The organism is Mesorhizobium sp. M0938 (assembly GCF_040319125.1).
GTDB lineage: Bacteria > Pseudomonadota > Alphaproteobacteria > Rhizobiales > Rhizobiaceae > Mesorhizobium > Mesorhizobium robiniae.
Genome location: NZ_JAMYNS010000002.1, coordinates 339397 through 354782, shown reverse-complemented (window position 1 = coordinate 354782; position 15386 = coordinate 339397). Strand labels below are relative to the sequence as shown.

Below are 15386 nucleotides of genomic sequence, written 5' to 3'. Positions count from 1 at the left end.
TGACGTTTTCTGCCTGTCGATTGTTATGAAACCTTCATGGTTTCGAGATGCGGCTGAAACATTGACGCTGGAGCTTGGCGGCGACGTTCAACGCCATCCAGGAGACAGCCATGAACAAGATTTCGCGCCGCGCTTTCGTCACGTCGGCGAGCGCCATTGGCCTCGTCGGCGCCTCGGGCCTCGCGCTGCCCTATTATTCGCGCGCCAATCAGCGGCCGGCATTCACCCATGGCGTCCAGTCCGGCGACGTCGACGCCACCGGCGGCATGATCTGGACGCGCACCGATCGCCCGTCGCGCGTCATGTTCGAAGTCTCCTCGACCGAGAATTTCGCCAACGCCGTCCGCCTTGCGCCGCTCGATACCTCGCCGGCAAGCGACTACACGGTGAAGCGGCTGCTCACCGACCTCGCCTCCGATCAGGACATCTTCTACCGCATGACAGCGGCCGATCTCGCCGACATCAACGCCGTCTCCGAGCCGATCGTCGGCCGTTTCCGCACGGCGCCGGCCTCGAAGCGCAATATCCGGTTCGCCTGGTCGGGCGACACAGCCGGCCAGGGTTGGGGCATCGACGACACCGGCATGAAGACTTACGCCACGATCGGCAAGCATACGCCCGACTTCTTCCTGCATTCCGGCGACACCATCTATGCCGATGGCCCGATGAAGGACGAGGCGGACCTGCCCGGCGGCGGCAAGTGGAAGAATACTGTTCTCATCGACGAAAAGCGCAAAGTTGCCGAGACGCTGGACGAGTACCGGGGTCAGTGGAAGTACAATTTGATGGACAGGAACGTCCTGGGGCTCAACGCCATCTGCCCGACCTTCTACCAGTGGGACGACCACGAGGTGGTGAACAACTGGTCGGATTCGAAGGACCTGAGCGCCGACGACCGCTACTCGGAAAAATCCATTCATGTGCTGGCAGCACGCGCGGCACGCGCTTTCCAGGAGATGACGACGATCCGCTACGAGCCGTCGGAACCCGGCCGGGTCTATCGCAAGGTCGCCTATGGGCCGTTGCTCGACGTGTTCTTCCTCGACATGCGTTCCTATCGCGGCGCCAATGGCCCTGGCATGCAGGATACGGTAACGCCGCAATCGCGCATTCTCGGCGAACAGCAGACGAAGTGGCTGAAGCGCGAGCTGGCAAATTCCAACGCGACTTGGAAAGTCATTGCTGCCGACATGCCACTTGGTCTCGTCGTCTGGAACGATGCCACTGAGAAGGCCGGCGCCGAGGCCGTCAGCAATGGCGACAATGGTCCGGCCAAGGGCCGCGAACTGGAAATTGCCGATCTTCTTCGCTATATAAAGAACGCTGGCATCAGCAACACCGTCTGGCTGACCGCCGACGTGCATTACACGGCGGCGCATTACTACAATCCTGACAAGGCGCAGTTCCAGGATTTCAATCCGTTCTGGGAATTCGTTTCGGGTCCGCTCCACGCCGGCACTTTCGGCCCCAATGATTTCGACATGACCTTCGGGCCGGAGCTGAAATTCATCAAGGCGCCGACCGCCGAGCAGGGCCAAAACCTGCCGCCGTCGGCCGGCCTGCAGTTCTTCGGCCTCGTCGACATTGACGGCGCCACCGAACAGATGACGGTGCGGCTGATGGATCGCGACGACAACGAACTCTACAAGATGACGCTCGATCCGGTGCGGTCGGCCTGAGGAGACATCCTTGGGTGGAGCGAATGCGAAGCGGAACGCAGATCCAAAGTCCATGCCGCGGCGTCGAAGCGCGCAACGGTCCGGAACTGACGGACAACGGGGGCGAGAAGGATCGATCAGAGCGGCTACGCCGGGGATGACGACTGCCGACGGCGGCAGTCAGTCCGGATAGCAGACGGTTGGAATCTCGGGCCAGACCGCGCTGTCGCAGCCGGCGTTTTCCTGCCTCTGCTTGAAAGCGGCGGTGACCGGTCCGGTCACCACCGGGTCGACGCCATCGGGAGCATCGGCAAAACGCTGTTCCGCCAGACGCGTATCGGACGGCAGGCCAAGGCGTGCTTCCTTCAGCGTCGCGGCCGAGTGCGCCGCGCCTGCCGCAAGGAGGACGGCGAGGGCAGCCCATGCGAGGATTGGCCGATATCCGATGCCCGTTTTGCTCATGAAATTTGAACTGTCCCGACCGCGAAAGGTTCCGCTTTGGTTAATAAATCCATTTCACACCAAGACGCTTAAGATTTGGTGACCATGTATTTGGTGGCACGCCTCCTCTTTCGCAATTGCGAAAAACCCTGTATGAGCCGCCCAACCGAAAGAGGCAGCGCCTTTTGGCCTGCTGCCTGCAACGCTCCCGAGACCACAACATGAAAATTCGTAATATCGCGATCATCGCGCACGTCGACCATGGAAAAACCACCCTCGTCGACCAGCTTCTGAAGCAGTCCGGCTCGTTCCGCGACAACCAGCGTGTCGCCGAGCGCGCCATGGATTCCAACGACCTCGAAAAGGAACGCGGCATCACCATCCTGGCCAAGGCGACCTCGGTCGACTGGAAGGACACCCGCATCAACATCGTCGACACCCCCGGCCACGCCGATTTCGGCGGTGAAGTCGAGCGCATCCTGTCGATGGTGGATTCGGCCATCGTGCTGGTCGATGCCGCCGAAGGGCCGATGCCGCAGACCAAGTTCGTCGTCGGCAAGGCGCTCAAGGTCGGATTGAAGCCGATCGTCGTCATCAACAAGATCGACCGGCCGGACGCCCGCCATGTCGAGGTGGTCAACGAAGTGTTCGACCTGTTTGCAGCGCTCGACGCAACCGACGAACAGCTCGACTTCCCGATCCTGTACGGTTCAGGCCGCGACGGCTGGGTGTCGGAAAACCCCGAAGGCCCGAAGGACCAGGGCCTGGCGCCGCTGTTCGACCTCGTTATCAAGCATGTGCCGGCGCCGACCGTTCATCCCGGCCCGTTCCGGATGATCGGCACCATTTTGGAGGCCAATCCGTTTCTCGGCCGCATCATCACCGGCCGCATCGAATCCGGCACGCTGAAATCCAACCAGGCGGTCAAGGTCCTGCATCACGACGGCACCCAGGTCGAAACCGGCCGTATCTCGAAGATCCTGGCTTTCCGCGGGCTCGAGCGCCAGCCGATCGACGAGGCGCAGGCGGGCGACATCGTCGCCATTGCCGGCCTGTCGAAGGGCACCGTCGCCGACACGTTCTGCGACCTGTCGGTGACCGAACCGCTGCATGCGCAGCCGATCGATCCGCCGACCGTGACGATGTCGTTCCTCGTCAACGATAGCCCGCTGGCCGGCACCGAGGGCGACAAGGTGACCAGCCGTGTCATCCGCGACCGCCTGCTGCGCGAGGCCGAAGGCAATGTCGCGCTGAAGATCGAGGAATCGCCTGATAAGGATTCGTTCTTCGTCTCAGGGCGCGGCGAATTGCAGCTTGCCGTGCTGATCGAGACGATGCGCCGCGAAGGTTTTGAGATCGCCGTGTCGCGTCCGCGCGTCGTCATGCAGCAGGGCGAGAACGGCGAATTGCTGGAGCCGGTCGAGGAAGTCGTTATCGACGTCGACGAGGAGCATGCCGGCGTCGTCGTGCAGAAGATGTCGGAGCGCAAGGCCGAGATGGTCGAATTGCGTCCGTCCGGCGGCAATCGCCAGCGCATCGTCTTCCACGCGCCGACGCGCGGCCTGATCGGCTACCAGTCGGAACTGTTGACCGACACGCGTGGCACCGCTGTCATGAACCGGCTGTTCCATGCCTACGAGCCCTACAAGGGCGAATTGCCGGGCCGCACCAACGGCGTGCTGATCTCCAACGAACAGGGTGAATCGGTGGCCTATGCCATGTGGAACCTGGAAGACCGCGGCCCGATGGTCATCGATCCGGGCGTCAAGGTCTATCAGGGCATGATCATCGGCATCCATAGCCGCGACAACGATCTCGAAGTGAACGTGCTGAAGGGCAAGAAGCTGACCAACATCCGCGCCGCCGGCAAGGACGAGGCGGTAAAGCTGACGCCGCCAATCCGCATGACGCTGGAACGCGCGCTGGCCTGGATCCAGGACGACGAGCTGGTCGAGGTGACGCCGAAGACCATCCGCCTGCGCAAGCTCTATCTCGACCCGAACGAGCGCAAGCGTTTTGAGAAGTCGGCGAAAGTGGTCGGCGCGGCGTAAGCCACTTTTTTCCAGCGATTATGAGGAAGGGAGCACGTGCGTGCTCCCTTCCTTTTTACTTATCCGCTGGCAGCCGAGATAATGGCCTCGCGATCGGATTCTGCGGCCAGATCGATGCGGATCGCCATCCCCGCTCGAGCCGGCTTGCGCAAGGCTTTGGCCCCGTCCGGACCGACGACCAGCAATCGCTTCTCTTCCCAGGCCTGAAGCCGCGATCGCGAGATACGGAGTTCGCTGGCGAGCAGCCGGTCGAGCCGCAAGGCTGTCGGCGTTTCGAGCCTGAGCTGGAGTTCGAGAGCGGTGTTTCGCGGCCTGCCGCCGAGCACCTCCTTATGAACGGCTGCTTCAGGAAACTCCTCGACGCGCCCGATCCTGCTTCGCAGTGCGACAACATCGAAGGCATGGCGATGCGCCAGGGCGGGGTCGTTGCTTTCGAGCGCCTGCAAAAGCGCAGGCTCGATGTCGCGGCGGTTGCACCGCTCCAGAATGCCGAAATTCCAGGAATTTTCGCAATCGATGCATCGGTAGATCAGCCACGCATCGATGCGTTTGCCATTGGCGTTGACGCGGAATTTTCCGCTGCTGTGGTGGGCCTTCAGGCCGCCGCAGCGGTTGCAGTTGATCAGAGGTCGAGGTGCGGTTTTGGGTGCGATCGCCCAGCGGATACGCAGTATCGAAGACATGCCGAAAAGCCCTTCCCGTCGGGAAGTTCGTCAGATCGGCGATGTCGAGATGCCCATGCGGGCACGGCGTGGCGAGAGGCTGCGGCGATCGGGAATCAGGTGTCGCGGATGATTGTGCGCGACAGCGGTTCAGCAGTGCCAAACCGGTCTCGAACCGCCACCCTGAAGAACACGTGATATGAAACAGAGGTCGCGATGCGGCGCCCTGCATTGTGTCGGGGGAGTTGACGAGACCGGCGGTTACGTAGGCAAAGTGAAGCTCGAAATTGTGTCGGGGCGCAACTTCTAGCCGTGGGGCGGCGGGCCGACAAGCCCCCCTATTATCGATGCTACCGCCACTGGGCCGTTTGCGCTAATATCGATCGGTCAACCCAAGCAAAGATCCCGGTCATGCAGTTCACATCGCTTCTGATCTTCGCCGCCGCTCTTTTCGTCGCCGCTGGCTCGCCTGGCCCCTCGATCGCCGCTCTGGTGGCGCGGGTCATCGCAAAGGGCTTTCGCGACGTGTTCCCGTTCCTGCTCGCCATGTGGATCGGCGAGGGCATCTGGCTGTCGCTGGCGGTGTTCGGGCTGGCGGTGGTGGCGCAGACCTTCCATCTCGCCTTCGTCGTGCTGAAATGGCTCGGCGTCGCCTATCTCGCCTACCTCGCCTGGAAGATGTGGACGGCGCCGGTCGAGGCGCGTGAGGGCGAGATGCCGCGCGAGGAGTCGGCCGTCAAACTGTTCTTTGCGGGCATGGCGGTGACACTCGGCAATCCCAAGATCATGATGTTCTACCTAGCGCTGCTGCCGACCATCATCGATCTCGCCTCGGTGACGGTCGTCGGCTGGGTCGAGCTGACGCTGACCATGGCCGTGGTTCTGGTCGCCATCGATCTCGCCTGGGTGCTCGCGGCAGCGCAGGCGCGAAAGCTGTTGAAGAGCAAGCGGGCGATGAAGATCGCCAACCGCGTCAGCGCTGGCACCATGGCCGGCGCTGCGGCGGCGATCGCGGCGCGGTCCTGAGCCGGCGCGTCAACTCATTTCGATGATTGGGGCGATCTCGACGCTGAAACCCGGATCCGTCAGGATAGGACAATCCTTGGCTTTGGCGACGGCATCGTCGATGTCTTTCGCTTCGATGATCGTGTAACCGGCGGTCGGATTGCTGCCGCCATTGTTCTCGACCTTGCCGCCGGGCAGCACGGTCTTCGACATGCCGACCGGATTGCCGCCGTCGACCACGGCCGAGCCAAGCTTGCCGTACCAGCCGTTCCAGGCATCCATCGCTGCTTGCCGCTCGGCCTCTTCCGTCGGCATCTTGCCCGAGCCGTGATAGACATAGAGAAACTTCGCCATGGTCTCCTCCGTTGATCGCGGCATCGAACCGGCATGCGGTCACGCCGCGTGCTGATCATCGGACCAAACCGGCAAACAAGCAACGAAAATGAGGAATATCTAATATACTGCCCGGGTTAGATCTTAGCGGCCATGCCTCGTAGAGCCATCGCGTGACGCACGGTTCGGATCGCGCTTAAGCAGGTCCCGGGCCTGATCCATCCCGATAGAACCGGGGCCGGGGTCCAGCTAATTGGGCAGCACGCCGGCCGTCGGTGCCGTTGCACTCTTCGGTGCCTGCGGCCCACCCTGGTAGAATTTAGACGCGGGATTGTCCTGCATGAAGTCATAGGCAACCATGCCAAGCGGGCGCTTTTGCCGTTCGGCGGCCGGCTGGCGCCAAGGGATCAGCTGGCGGAGCGCTGCCAGAGCGGCGGTTGGCGCTTCACCGAATTTCCGGTCCGGGTCCTGCGCCTTGCGCAGCTCCATCCAGTAGCTCGCCGTCAGCAGATCCTGCGCCAGAAGGTGAAACGACAGATCGACCGCCTGGCGGGCCCGTGCTGTCTTGATGCGCGTCTGTGCCTCCAGATCCTCGACTGTCGCGACGATGGCCTGTCCGGCAGGCGTCACCGGCGTGCCCATGCCGGCGAGTTCCTGCCACAAATCGGTTGCCAGATAGCCGTCGAAGGTGGGGATGTCCTTGCGTTCGTCAGCGTTCAGGATATCGGCGGGTTTGATCACGGTGAAGAACGGGTTGCGGAAGCGCTCGATGCGCTGGGCGACGGCAACCCCCAGATTGGTCAAGGCAATGGTGAAGGCCTCGACCTGGTTGGCCATCGGATACGGGTCCCAGTTGGCGTTGGAGAAGATGTAGCCGGACTTGCCGTTACTCAGCGGCCCCCCCTTGATGTAGTATTTCATGAATTGCGGCGTGCTCAATTCCCAAGAGCTTTCGGGCGTCAGGCCAGGCAGGACGGCTGGATTGTGGTCGGAGGAATTGATGGACAGCAGCACGGAATCGCGTAGCTCGGCCCAGGACTGCCACGCCGAGCCCTGGCGCTGGCTCGAAGCCCGCATGCTTTCCGGATCCTGGATGATGCGGGCTGGATCCTCGTCAAACAGGTAGCTGCCCTTGATCATATCCATGATCCGGGCGGCGTCCCACGTCAGCCACTCGTAGGGCCGCATCGATTGCACCGGCACGGAGATCGGCGTGACGCTGGAATTCATACCGGTAAGGCCCATCGCGTAGCTGAGATCCGTCCACTCCAGGAGCTTTCGTGCATCCTCGACCAGCAGGACCGCCTGCGCCTGCGCATAGGCGTTGGTGCTGATGAGCGCCGCCTGGTCGGCCGCAAACGGCTCGAGCGGCTTCAATCCGGCTTCGGCAAGCGCCTGCGCCGCCGGCATGCGGACGCCGCGGTAATGGGCCTCGCCCTCGCCGACCATGGCGGCGGCGATGTTGCCCATCGTCGGCAGGTCGCCTTCTCCCAGCGTACCGCGCGATTGCACGACCGGCGTCACGCGCTTGTTCAGCATGTCGACAAGGCTGCGGGTCAGTTGCGGGCTTGCTGCCTCATAGGACATCGTGTTGGCCCGGATTGCCATGATGGCGCGTACCAGCGCTTCCTCGTCCATCTCGGGCCCATAACCGCGCGTCACGCCGCCCTTGAAGCGGGCCAACTGCTGGTCTTTCAGCAGTTTGGTGTTTTCGGGCGTGGTCGGATCGCCAGAGAAGATCACCGTTTCGCGCTGGTCGCCGGCGCCACGGTTGAACCAGTAGATCGTCACGCCTTCCGCCGCGCCCTGCAAAAGCAGGCCGTATGCATCGGCTGAACGCTGCAACGCTTCGGCGCTGAGCTCGACCTTCGCGCCGTTGCGCGCGATATCGACGACCTGTTCGATGGTCAGGTCGCGGCCGGTGAGCTTGATCGTCTTGCCGGCGGCGGTCTCGGTGATGGGCTGGTAGATTTGAGCCGCTTCGAAGGCGAGCGTTGGTGTCGCGACGAGCGCCCATGTCATGGTCAGGGCGCAGAGGAATATCTTGGGCGTATGAGCGGAAATTCGGTCCAGCATAACGGCTTCCCATCTCTGAAGCTAGGTTTCAGGTACGAGTTTCACCCCCTGGAAATTTTGTTTCCTAGAAAACTAGCCGGCGGCGCCTGCCTGTCAAACGATTGTTGGCCCCAGGACCGATAGTGGGAACCGCCGTGGCCCTATCGTGCCATCGCGTGGTATTCATCGTTCGGCCGCATGTCGACTGCAGCCGCCACCCGGTTCGACATGTTGAAGAAGGCGGCGGTCGAGGCGATGTCCCAGATGTCGCGGTCGGAAAAGCCGGCCTCGCGCAGCGCTGCCCGGTCGGTCTCGACGATCTTAGCCGGCTCTTCGGTCAGCTTCACCGCGAATTCGAGCATCGCAATCTGTTTCGCAGAAAGGTCGGCGGCCCGGAAGTTCATCGCCACCATCTCGCCGAAGGCCGGGTCCCCGGAAAGCTGGCGCACCGCCGCGCCATGCGCGGTCAGGCAATAGTAGCAATGATTGATGGAGGAGACTGCCACCGCGATCATCTCACGCTCCAGCTTCGACAGGCCGGATTCACCCAGCATCAGATCATTGTACATGTCGGTGAAGGCACGCAGCTTCTTCTCGTCGAAAGCGTAGGCCAAGAGCACGTTGGGAACGAGGCCGAGTTTCTCCTCGCATTTGGCGAGATAGGCTTTTGTCGCTTCGCTCAGCTCCGCGGGTGCGAGATCGAGTGCAGTGATTTTGTCCGTCATGGCGGATTTCTCCTCATTTCCAGGCGACCCGCAGGCGAATTCCGACATTTCGTCGCAAGCCGTCAAACCTTTGTCGCCAAATACCGGTCATCTGCTACCATAGTTGCAAAAGCATGTGACGGGAGGGAATTAGCGCCTATGGCCAGCCTGAAATCAGCAAGCCAGTTGAAAAAGATGAGCACGGCCAAGGGCAGCGAAAAGCCCGGCAGGCTTGCCGATTACCTGCTGGCGCGAGCGCCGGCCGAAGATGTCGCCGCTTATGATGTCACCGACCTCGAACGCGCCGCCGATCTCGCCGGCCGCGCCGTCGCCCGTCACAAGAAGGGTGATTGCGTCGTCGCCATAGAGGTCGATTCCGGTGTTGTCCGCCAGGGCAGGCCGATGACCGTGATCACCGTCGTCAATGACAACATGCCGTTCCTGTTCGATTCCATCCTCGGCGAGATCACCGAGAGCGCCGGCGAACCGCTGCTGGTTACCCATCCGGTGATCGTCGTCAGGCACGGCAAGAGCGGCGTCGACGAAATCCTCGGCGATGGCGGCTTTGCCAAGGGCGATCATAGTCATGAACGGCTGAGCGTCATCCACGTCCATATCGGCCGTCTTTCGGCCGAGCAGGCCGAAGCATTGGCCGGGCGGCTGAAGAAGATATTGGAACAGGTGCGCGCCGCGGTCACCGACTGGAAGCCGATGCTGGCCCGCCTCGACCAAGCGATCTCGGAGTTCCGCTACGCTCCGGTGCCGCTCGACAAGGCCCATGTCACCGAAGCAATCGCCTTCCTCGAATGGCTGCGCGACGACAATTTCACCTTCCTTGGCATGCGCGAGTTCAAATACACCGGCGGCGAGAAGAGCGGCACGCTGGAGCGCACCGAAAAGCCCGGGCTCGGCATCCTCTCCGATCCCGACGTGCTGGTGCTGCGGCGCGGCACCGAAGCGGTGACGACGACGCCGGAAATCCGCGCCTTCCTGCACGGACCGGAACCGCTGATCGTCACCAAGGCCAACGCCAAATCGTCGGTGCACCGCCGCATCTATCTCGATTACATCGGCATCAAGACCTACACCGCCAAGGGCGTGCTTTCGGGCGAGTTGCGCATCGTCGGCCTGTTCACCTCGACCGCCTACACGCGCTCGGTGATGAAGATCCCTTATCTCAGGTCGAAAGCCGCAACGATCATCGCCAAATCCGGCTTCAACCCTGAAGATCATTCTGGCAAGGCACTGATCAACGTGCTGGAGAGCTATCCGCGCGACGAGCTGTTCCAGGTTCCGGTGCCGGTCCTGCGCAAGCACGCCGAAGCCCTTCTGGGGCTGATCGAGCGGCCACGGATCAGGGCGCTGGTGCGCGTCGACCAGTTCGACCGCTTCGTCTCGGTCCTCGTCTTCGTGCCGCGGGACCGCTACGACAGCATCGTACGCGAGAAGATCGGCACCTACCTGAAGACGGTGTTCGAAGGCCGGTTGTCGGCCTACTACCCCGCCTTTCCGGAAGGCGGACTGGCGCGCGTCCATTTCATCATTGGCCGCTCCGGCGGCAGAACGCCGAAGATCGAGCAGGCGACGATCGAGGCCGCGATCCGCGACATCGTGCGGACCTGGGACGATACGCTGCGCGAAGCCGCCGCGGAGACCGGTGCTGAGGCGGCGCTTACAGCCATCGCCTCGCGTTTCTCGGAAAGCTATCGCGACAGTTTTCCACCGGCCGTAGCACTGGCCGACGCTGGACGCATATCGAGGATCAATGCCGACAATCCGATCGCCATCGACTATCACCGCCATGCTGACCAGAAGCCGCATCAGGCCGCGCTGAAGATCTACCATCACGGTGAGCCGGTGGCACTTTCCAGGCGGGTGCCGGTTCTGGAAAACATCGGCTTCCGTGTCATCAGTGAGCGCACCTTCGAGGTCGGCGACCAGACCTCAGGCATGATCAATAGTGATCAGCCGGGCATGGTCTTCATCCACGACATGGAGCTCGAAAACAGCTACGGCGAACCGATCGACCTTAGCGACGGCGGCGCGCTGTTCGAGGACGCCTTCCTTTCCGTCTGGCGCGGCGACATCGACAATGACGGCTATAACGGCCTTGCCCAGACGGCGGGGCTGTGGTCGAGCGAGGTCACCATCCTGCGCGCCTATGGCCGCTATCTGCAACAGGCCGGCATTCCGCAGAGCCAGGATTTCATTGCCGCCGCGCTCAACCGCTATCCCGACATCGCGCGGGGCCTGCATGCGTTGTTCGTCGCCCGCCTCGGACCGACGGCCGACACCGAAGGGCTGATCGCGGCCAAGCACCTCAAGGCCAAGATCAAGGATGCGTTGGAGGAGGTTCCCAACATCGATGACGACACCATCATCCGCCGCTACCTCAACCTGATCGAAGCCTCGCTGCGCACCAATCATTTCGTTGCCGATTTGAAGGAGAAGGGCCAGTCGCTGGCGATCAAGCTCGATTCGCAGGCGGTCGAGGGCCTGCCGGCGCCGCGGCCGTGGCGGGAGATCTTCGTTTACGGTTCCGAGGTCGAGGGCGTGCATCTGCGCTTCGGCCCGGTCGCCCGCGGTGGGTTGCGCTGGTCGGACCGCGCCCAGGATTACCGCACCGAGGTGCTCGGCCTGGTCAAGGCGCAACAGGTCAAGAACGCGGTGATCGTGCCGGTCGGCGCCAAGGGCGGCTTCTATCCGAAGAAGCTGCCGGTGAGCGCCGGCCGCGACGCCATCTTCGAAGCCGGCACCTCGGCCTACAAGAACTTTGTCTCGAGCCTGTTGTCGATCACCGACAATATCGGCCTGGACGGCGTCATTCCGCCGGCCGGCGTGGTGCGGCGCGACCCGGACGATCCCTATTTCGTTGTTGCCGCCGACAAGGGCACGGCGACCTTCTCCGACACAGCCAATGCGATCAGCGAGAAGCATGGTTTCTGGCTCGACGACGCTTTTGCCAGTGGCGGCTCGGCCGGCTACGACCACAAGAAGATGGGCATCACCGCCAAGGGCGCCTGGGAAGCGGTCAAGCGGCATTTCCGCGAGATGAACCGCGACATCCAGACCACACCCTTCACCGTGGTCGGCGTCGGCGACATGTCGGGCGACGTGTTCGGCAACGGTATGCTCCTGTCCGAGCAGACCCGGCTGATCGCCGCTTTCGATCATCGCGACATTTTCATCGATCCCGCTCCCGACATGGCGGCTTCGATGGCCGAGCGCCGGCGTATGTTCGCGCTGCCGCGTTCGAGCTGGCAGGATTATGACAAGACGAAGCTGTCGGAAGGCGGCGTCATCGTCTCGCGCAGCCAGAAGTCGATCACGCTGCCGCCGGCCGCGGCCGCCGCGATCGGCCTCGGCAAGACAACGGCTACGCCGGTTGAGATCATGAGCGCCATCTTGAAGGCGCCGGTCGACCTTTTATGGTTCGGCGGCATCGGCACGTATCTGAGGGCGTCGACGGAAACCAACCAGGATGTCGGCGATCGCGCCAACGATGCTATTCGGGTGACCGCGCTCGACGTGCGCGCCAAGGTCATCGGCGAAGGCGCCAATCTCGGCGTGACGCAGCGGGCCCGCATCGAGTTCGGGCTGAATGGCGGGCGCTGCAATTCCGACGCCATCGACAATTCGGGCGGCGTCAACTGCTCGGACGTCGAGGTCAACATCAAGATCGCGCTGGCTTCCGCCATGCGCAAGGGCGTGTTGACCCGCCCAGTGCGCAACAAGCTTCTTGCCGAGATGACCGACGAGGTGAGCGGGCTGGTGCTGTCCAACAATTACGAACAGACGCTGGCGCTGTCCCTTGCCCGCAAGCGCGGCCTTGCCGACATCGCCCATCAGAGCCGTTTCATGGCCGCGCTCGAGGCGCGCGGCCTGCTCGACCGCAATGTCGAAGCTCTGCCGTCGCCGGCAGCCCTTGCCGAGCGCGAGGCGCGCGGAGAGCCATTGACCAGGGCTGAGCTCGGCGTGCTGTTGGCCTATGCAAAGATCGTGCTGTTTTCCGACATCGTCGCCAGCGACGTGCCGGACGATCCGCATTTCGACCGTGATCTGATGGGCTATTTTCCGGACCGTATGGCGAAGAAATACGCGGCCGAGATCCATGGCCATCGCCTGCGCCGCGAAATCATCGCCCGTGTCGTCGCCAACGATCTGGTCAATCGAGGCGGCCCATCCTTCGTCAACCGGCTGCAGGAAGCGACCGGCCGCAGCGCGGCCGACGTGGTCCGGACCTTTGCGGTCGTGCGCGACGGCTTCGGCTTGCCGGCACTCTACCGCCAGATCGACGCGCTCGACAACCAGATCGACGGACAAGTGCAGCTCGATCTCTATCAGGCTGTTAGCCGGCTTACTTATGTGGCCAGCGGCTGGTATCTCAAAAACGATACCAGCACCGCACCGCTCGGCCAGCGGATCGGCGAACTGCAGGACGCGCGCAAAGCACTGGAGCCGAAGCTCGTTTCGCTGCTGCCGGCCTTCTCGCGCGAACGGATCGAGGAGCGGCGGCATGGTCTGGCCAAGGGCGGCGCGCCCGAAAGCCTGGCCGAACAGCTGGCGCTGACCGATGTGGCTGGCCTCGTCCCCGACATCGCGCTGACCGCACGGACGGCGGATGCCGACATCGTCGTCGCCGCGAAGGCGTTTTTCGCGGTGAGCGACGCCTTCCGCATTCCGCGCGTCGAGGATGCGGCACGCTCGATCTCGCCGTCCGACTATTACGACCAGTTGGCTCTCTCCCGCGCCACCGACACGATCGGCGCGGCCAGGCGCGGCATCGCGATGGCGGCGCTGACCGGCCACGCCGAGGCGACGGACCCGGTGGCGGCATGGCTGGAGGCCGGCGGTGAACGGGTCGCGCGCATCCGCGAGCGGCTGCAGGCGCTGACCGAGGGCGGCGACATCACCGTGTCGCGGCTATCGGTGGCGTCGGGGCTGATCAGCGACCTGACGGGGATGTGAGAAGTCTTCGACATCGCGCGGGATTGCCGACAGGAACTGCGCTATAGAGCGAAGCGGTTCCCTGCTTCGGGGGGCGTTTGTGGGAGGGCACATGGCCGAAGTAGCAGTGCAGCGGGCATCGGGACGCGGCATCTGGGGATGGATGCTGTTCGACTGGGCGGCGCAGCCGTTCTTCACGGTCATCACCACTTTCATCTTCGGACCCTATTTCGTCTCGCGCATGGCGAGCGATCCGGAAACGGGCCAGGCGGCATGGGGTTACGGCATCGCCGCAGCGGGTCTGGCCATCGCTGTGCTGTCGCCGATCCTCGGCTCGATCGCCGACCAGACCGGCCCGAGAAAACCGTGGATCGCCTCTTTCGCTGCGATCAAGATCACCAGCCTCTGCCTGCTGTGGTTCGCTGCTCCCGGTTCGAACATTTTCCTGGTTGTGCTGTTCTTCTCGCTGGCTTCGGTCGCGGCGGAATTCTCGACCGTTTTCAACGATTCGATGATGCCGCGCCTGGTGCCCAAGAGCGATATCGGCCGAATCTCGAACATGGCCTGGGGTCTTGGCTATCTCGGCGGCATGGTAGCGCTGATCTTTGTCGTCGCCTTCATGGCCAGTTCCCCGGAAACCGGCAAGACGCTTCTCGGCCTCGATCCGGTCCTCGGGCTCGACCCGAAACTCGGCGAAGACGCGCGGGCGACCGGACCGCTCTCGGCAGTCTGGTATTTCCTGTTCATCCTGCCGATGTTCTTCTTCACGCCGGATGCGGCGAAGGGCATTCCCCTACGGCCGGCGGTGCGCGAGGGACTGTCGGAACTGCGATCGACGCTGGGCGAAATACGCAAGCGCAGCGGCATCTTCCGCTTTCTCGTCGCCCGCATGATCTATCAGGATGGCGTCAATGCGTTGCTTGCGCTGGGCGGTGCCTTTGCGGCGGCAATGTTCCATTGGTCGATCACCGAGATCGGCCTGTTCGGCATCATCCTCAACGTCGTCGCCATCGTCGGCTGCCTGGTTGCCGCACGCCTCGACACGGCGCTTGGCTCCAAGACCATAGTGATGATTTCGCTTGTCCTGCTGAGCATCGCCACGATCGGCATCGTTTCCACCGGCCCGGGCTATACGCTGTTCGGTGCCTGGACTATGCCCGGAGTCGATCGCGGCGGGTTGTTTGGGACACCGGCGGAAAAAGCCTACATCTTCTTTGGTCTGCTGATCGGGATTGCCTTTGGGCCGGTGCAGGCATCTTCGCGCTCCTACATGGCGCGTAGCGTCACGGCGGCAGAGTCGGGCCGCTATTTCGGCATCTATGCGTTGGCCGGGCGGGCGACCAGTTTTGCTGCGCCGTTCATGGTGGCGACGATCACGCTGGCCAGCGGCTCGGCGCGGCTCGGCATGGCGGCTATTATCCTGTTCCTCGGCGTCGGCCTGGCGATCTTGGTCCGCACGCCGTATCCGGCGGACCAGCCGGCGGAGTAGCTGCTCTTGCCTTCTCCCCCTTGTGGGAGAAGGGAAAAGTT

Annotated in this window: 10 protein-coding genes; 5 read left to right on the top strand and 5 right to left on the bottom strand. The window is 63.0% G+C overall.

All coding sequences use genetic code 11. From position 1 onward, the window contains the following. The first annotated feature begins 110 nt into the window (after positions 1-110). Positions 111-1679: an alkaline phosphatase D family protein gene (locus tag NKH73_RS04375; RefSeq protein WP_352928453.1), complete on the top strand. Its 1569-nt coding sequence runs from the start codon at positions 111-113 to the stop codon at positions 1677-1679. Positions 1680-1838: 159 nt separating this feature from the next. On the opposite strand, the gene NKH73_RS04370 is transcribed toward NKH73_RS04375, so the two are convergent. After that, the gene (locus tag NKH73_RS04370) at positions 1839-2120 is read right to left on the bottom strand and encodes a hypothetical protein (protein ID WP_352928451.1); all 282 of its coding nucleotides are present in this window, start codon (positions 2118-2120) and stop codon (positions 1839-1841) included. A gap of 200 nt (positions 2121-2320) precedes the next feature. On the opposite strand from NKH73_RS04370, the gene typA reads away from it, so the two are divergent. After that, positions 2321-4150, top strand: a complete 1830-nt coding sequence (gene typA, locus NKH73_RS04365) for a translational GTPase TypA (RefSeq protein ID WP_352928449.1) — start codon at positions 2321-2323, stop codon at positions 4148-4150. 59 nt (positions 4151-4209) lie between these two features. Here the strand turns inward: typA and NKH73_RS04360 are convergent, their stop codons facing one another. Continuing rightward, positions 4210-4833: a DUF1062 domain-containing protein gene (locus NKH73_RS04360; RefSeq protein WP_352928447.1), complete on the bottom strand. Its 624-nt coding sequence runs from the start codon at positions 4831-4833 to the stop codon at positions 4210-4212. Between the two features lie 390 nt (positions 4834-5223). Between NKH73_RS04360 and NKH73_RS04355 the strand changes: the two genes are divergently transcribed. After that, entirely contained in the window at positions 5224-5838 is a 615-nt protein-coding gene (locus NKH73_RS04355; protein WP_352928445.1) for a LysE family translocator, read from the top strand. Between the two features lie 9 nt (positions 5839-5847). On the opposite strand, the gene NKH73_RS04350 is transcribed toward NKH73_RS04355, so the two are convergent. From NKH73_RS04350 to NKH73_RS04340, 3 genes are all read right to left on the bottom strand, one after another. Further along, positions 5848-6171 carry a YciI family protein gene (locus NKH73_RS04350; protein WP_352928443.1) on the bottom strand — a complete coding sequence of 108 codons (324 nt, stop codon included), beginning with the start codon at positions 6169-6171 and terminating at the stop codon, positions 5848-5850. Positions 6172-6399: 228 nt separating this feature from the next. Further along, positions 6400-8226 (bottom strand): aromatic amino acid ammonia-lyase, encoded by a 1827-nt coding sequence (locus NKH73_RS04345; RefSeq protein ID WP_352928441.1) that lies wholly within the window; start codon positions 8224-8226, stop codon positions 6400-6402. Between the two features lie 140 nt (positions 8227-8366). Next, a complete protein-coding gene (locus NKH73_RS04340) occupies positions 8367-8930 on the bottom strand; it encodes a peroxidase-related enzyme (RefSeq protein ID WP_352928439.1) in 564 nt (187 codons plus the stop codon). 138 nt (positions 8931-9068) lie between these two features. On the opposite strand from NKH73_RS04340, the gene NKH73_RS04335 reads away from it, so the two are divergent. Together NKH73_RS04335 and NKH73_RS04330 are read left to right on the top strand one after the other, a co-directional pair. Then, a complete protein-coding gene (locus NKH73_RS04335; RefSeq protein WP_352928437.1) occupies positions 9069-13877 on the top strand; it encodes an NAD-glutamate dehydrogenase in 4809 nt (1602 codons plus the stop codon). 91 nt (positions 13878-13968) lie between these two features. Beyond that, complete coding sequence (locus tag NKH73_RS04330; protein WP_352928435.1) at positions 13969-15345, top strand: MFS transporter; 1377 nt, start codon at positions 13969-13971, stop codon at positions 15343-15345. Positions 15346-15386: the final 41 nt, after the last annotated feature.

Bases quoted from the DNA above. Each gene is read 5' to 3' on its own strand.
- NKH73_RS04350 (WP_352928443.1), bottom strand. From the start codon at position 6,171: ATGGCGAAGTTTCTCTATGTCTATCACGGCTCGGGCAAGATGCCGACG.
- NKH73_RS04360 (WP_352928447.1), bottom strand. From the start codon at position 4,833: ATGTCTTCGATACTGCGTATCCGCTGGGCGATCGCACCCAAAACCGCA.
- NKH73_RS04370 (WP_352928451.1), bottom strand. From the start codon at position 2,120: ATGAGCAAAACGGGCATCGGATATCGGCCAATCCTCGCATGGGCTGCC.
- NKH73_RS04355 (WP_352928445.1), top strand. From the start codon at position 5,224: ATGCAGTTCACATCGCTTCTGATCTTCGCCGCCGCTCTTTTCGTCGCC.
- NKH73_RS04345 (WP_352928441.1), bottom strand. From the start codon at position 8,226: ATGCTGGACCGAATTTCCGCTCATACGCCCAAGATATTCCTCTGCGCC.
- typA (WP_352928449.1), top strand. From the start codon at position 2,321: ATGAAAATTCGTAATATCGCGATCATCGCGCACGTCGACCATGGAAAA.
- NKH73_RS04340 (WP_352928439.1), bottom strand. From the start codon at position 8,930: ATGACGGACAAAATCACTGCACTCGATCTCGCACCCGCGGAGCTGAGC.
- NKH73_RS04335 (WP_352928437.1), top strand. From the start codon at position 9,069: ATGGCCAGCCTGAAATCAGCAAGCCAGTTGAAAAAGATGAGCACGGCC.
- NKH73_RS04375 (WP_352928453.1), top strand. From the start codon at position 111: ATGAACAAGATTTCGCGCCGCGCTTTCGTCACGTCGGCGAGCGCCATT.
- NKH73_RS04330 (WP_352928435.1), top strand. From the start codon at position 13,969: ATGGCCGAAGTAGCAGTGCAGCGGGCATCGGGACGCGGCATCTGGGGA.